Genomic DNA, 2,921 nt, shown 5'->3' with positions numbered 1-2,921 from the left:
CCCCGCCTCCCATCTGCCTCCGGAAGTGGCCGCCGCGCGCGCCCTCAAGGAGAAGCCGCGCATCAACGAGGTGGGCGTGGAGACGCTCTTCGGAGAGGACCTCATCTCCGAGAAGAGCCTGGACGAGGTCATCCTCAGCTACCTGGCGAGCGAGGGCGAGCCCTCGTAGTCCCGCGCCCGGCCCGTTCCTGGGCGGGCTCCAGGGGCGTGGTAGTCTGACCGGAGGCCTCGCGCTGCTCCGGTCATGATCCAGTTCTTCCACGTCTACAAGGCGTATCCCGGCGATCCGCCGGTGTTGCAGGACATCAACCTGAACGTGGAGAAGGGCGAGTTCGTCTTCCTCACCGGCCCGTCCGGCGCCGGGAAGACGACGCTGCTCAAGCTCATCTTCTGCGGGGAGAAGGCCACCAAGGGGCAGATATTGGTGGGCGGCAAGAACATCGCGCGCATCCGCGAGTCGGCGGTGCCGTACCTGCGCCGCAACATCGGCGTGGTGTTCCAGGACTTCAAGCTGCTGCCCCACCGCAGCGTCGCGGACAACGTGGGCTTCACGCTGGACGTGCTGGGCGTGCCCCGTGCGGAGGGGCGTGAGAAGGTCCACCGGATGCTCAAGCTGGTGGGGCTGGAGCACAAGGCGAACTCGCTGCCCCTGCGGCTTTCGGGTGGAGAGCAGCAGCGCGTGGTGATTGCGCGCGCGCTGGTGAACGACCCCACCATCCTCCTGGCGGACGAGCCCACGGGCAACCTGGACCCGGCGCTCACCGTCGAAATCATGGACCTGCTCACGGACATCAACATCCGGGGCACCACGGTGATGGTGGCCACGCACGACGCCACGCTCCTGTCGCGCTACCAGAAGCGCACGGTGCGCCTGGAGCGCGGGCTCATCGTCTCCGACGAGGACGGCGTCAAGGCGGCGCGGCGGATGCTGGTATGAGCGCGCTGTCGAAGGCGGCCTACTTCTGGCGCTCGGCGGCCGGGGGGCTGAAGCACGCGCCCTTCGTGCACTTCATCGCGGTCTCCACCATCGCCATCGCGCTGTTCGCGGCGGGGCTGGCGCGGGGCGCGTCGCACGTGGTGGACAACCTGCTCGCGTCGCTGGGCGGCGAGGTGGAGGTGACGCTCTACCTGGCGCCGCAGCTGGGCGAGGACGAGGTGCACGGCGTCTATTCGCGCGTGGTGGAGCTGAGCCACGGCGAGGTGACGGTGGTGCCGCCGGAAGCGGCGCTGAAGCGGCTCAAGAGCGAGCTGGGCGACCTGGGCGAGGCGCTGTCGGAGCTGCCGGAGAACCCGCTGCCCGCGACGCTGGAGCTGCGCGTGCCGGAGGCGCGCCGTTCTCCTTCCGCGCTGGCGGCCCTGGCGAAGGAGCTGCGCGCGCTGCCCGGCGTCACCGGCGTGGACTATGGCGAGGCCGCGGTGGAGCGGCTGTCCGCCATCGCCCGCGCGCTGAGCTTCGGGGCGCTGGTGGCGCTGGTGGTGGTGCTGGGGACGACCATCGTCATCGTCGCGGCCACGCTCCAGCTGGCCATCTATTCGCGGCGCGAGGAGATTGAAATCCAGAAGCTGGTGGGCGCCACGGACCGCTTCGTGAAGGCGCCGTTCCTCCTGGAGGGGCTGCTGCAGGGCCTGCTGGGCGCGCTGGTGGCGGTGGGCGGGCTGTGGCTGTTCGGCCGGCTGCTGGGACCCACGCTGGGCTCGCTCTTCGCGTTCCTGCTGGGGCCGGGCGTGGCCGCGCCGTGGGTGGAGACGCGCACCGCGCTGGAGCTGCTCGTGGCCGGCTGCGCGCTGGGCCTGGGCGGCAGCTTCGTCGCGGTGGGGCGCTTCCTGCGCGTATGAAGCAGCTCGTCTGGCTCATGGCCCTCCTGGGCGCGACGGCCGCGTTCGCCCAGCAGTCCGAGGAGGCGGAGCGCGCCGCCATCCGCGAGAAGCTGGCCGCGCAGCGCGCGACGCTGGCCCTGGTGGAGGCCAAGAAGCTCTCCGTGCTGGAGGGCATGGAGCTGATGGAAGACATGGCCGCCTTCTCGCGCCGCCGCGTGCGCGCGCTGGAGGGCGACCTGAACCTCTTCCGCCGCCGCGTCGCGCTCGCGGAGCGTGAGGAGGCCGTGCTGCGCGAGGCCCTGCGCGCCCAGCTGCGCCGGCTGTCCCCGCGCCTGCGCACGCTGTACCGGCTCCAGCGCCGCCGCCCGCTGGAGGTGCTGCTGTCCGCGGACGACTTCGCCGCCCTCATGTGGCGCGCCCGCGCGCTGGAGGCCAGCATGGCGGGCGACCTGGAGCTCCTGCGCACCGTGCAGCACGTGGCGACCCTCCAGCGCCAGGCGACACTGGAGCTGAAGCGGCTGCACACCTCGCTGTCCCAGCGCGTGGCCTTCCTCCAGCAGCAGTCGAAGCAGGCCCAGGCGCAGCAGGAGGCGCTGGAGGAGGTCGTCGGGAAGCTGGCCGGTGAAGCGGAGCTGGCGAAGCGCGCCGTGCGCGAGCTGGAGGGCGCGGACGCGGAGCTCACCCGCATGCTGGCGGACCTGCACGAGGCCCCCGCGACCAGCGGCTTCGGCGCCCTGAAGGGCAAGCTGCCCCGGCCCGTGACGGGCATCGTGGAGGTGGGCTTTGGCCGCGTGGTGAACCCGCGCTTCAACACCGTCACCGTGCAGAAGGGCGTGGACATCCGCGCCCCGGCGGGCACCCCCGTGCACGCGGTGGCCGAGGGCACCGTCGTCTACGCGGGCTGGCTGCGCGGCTACGGCAACCTGCTCATCGTCGACCATGGCGACGACTTCCACACGCTGGTCGCCCACCTCTCCACCATCGCCGTCGCCGTGGGCGCGCGCGTGGCCCCGGGGGACGTGGTGGGAGAGGTGGGGGACACCGGCTCCCTCAAGGGCGCCTACCTGTACTTCGAGGTCCGCCGCGCCGGGCAGGCTGTCGAC

The 2,921-nt window shown here is 71.9% G+C and carries 3 protein-coding genes; all 3 read left to right on the top strand.

The window, feature by feature from the left end; all coding sequences use genetic code 11:
• The first annotated feature begins 244 nt into the window (after positions 1 to 244).
• The gene (gene ftsE, locus D7X55_RS38025; protein WP_120527935.1) at positions 245 to 937 is read left to right on the top strand and encodes a cell division ATP-binding protein FtsE; all 693 of its coding nucleotides are present in this window, start codon (positions 245 to 247) and stop codon (positions 935 to 937) included.
• Positions 934 to 1,836, top strand: a complete 903-nt coding sequence (locus D7X55_RS38020; RefSeq protein ID WP_120553171.1) for an ABC transporter permease — start codon at positions 934 to 936, stop codon at positions 1,834 to 1,836. Before ftsE ends, D7X55_RS38020 begins: the two co-directional genes overlap by 4 nt.
• Positions 1,833 to 2,921: murein hydrolase activator EnvC (locus D7X55_RS38015; protein WP_199747324.1), on the top strand; the 1,089-nt coding region annotated here is incomplete at its 3' end. The genes D7X55_RS38020 and D7X55_RS38015, both read left to right, overlap by 4 nt.

This window comes from Corallococcus sp. AB049A, from assembly GCF_003668885.1.
GTDB lineage: Bacteria > Myxococcota > Myxococcia > Myxococcales > Myxococcaceae > Corallococcus > Corallococcus interemptor.
This window is presented reverse-complemented; position numbering and strand designations above follow the sequence as displayed.

Excerpts from the sequence above, each read along its gene's own strand:
- ftsE (WP_120527935.1), top strand. The coding sequence starts at position 245 with ATGATCCAGTTCTTCCACGTCTACAAGGCGTATCCCGGCGATCCGCCG.
- D7X55_RS38020 (WP_120553171.1), top strand. The coding sequence starts at position 934 with ATGAGCGCGCTGTCGAAGGCGGCCTACTTCTGGCGCTCGGCGGCCGGG.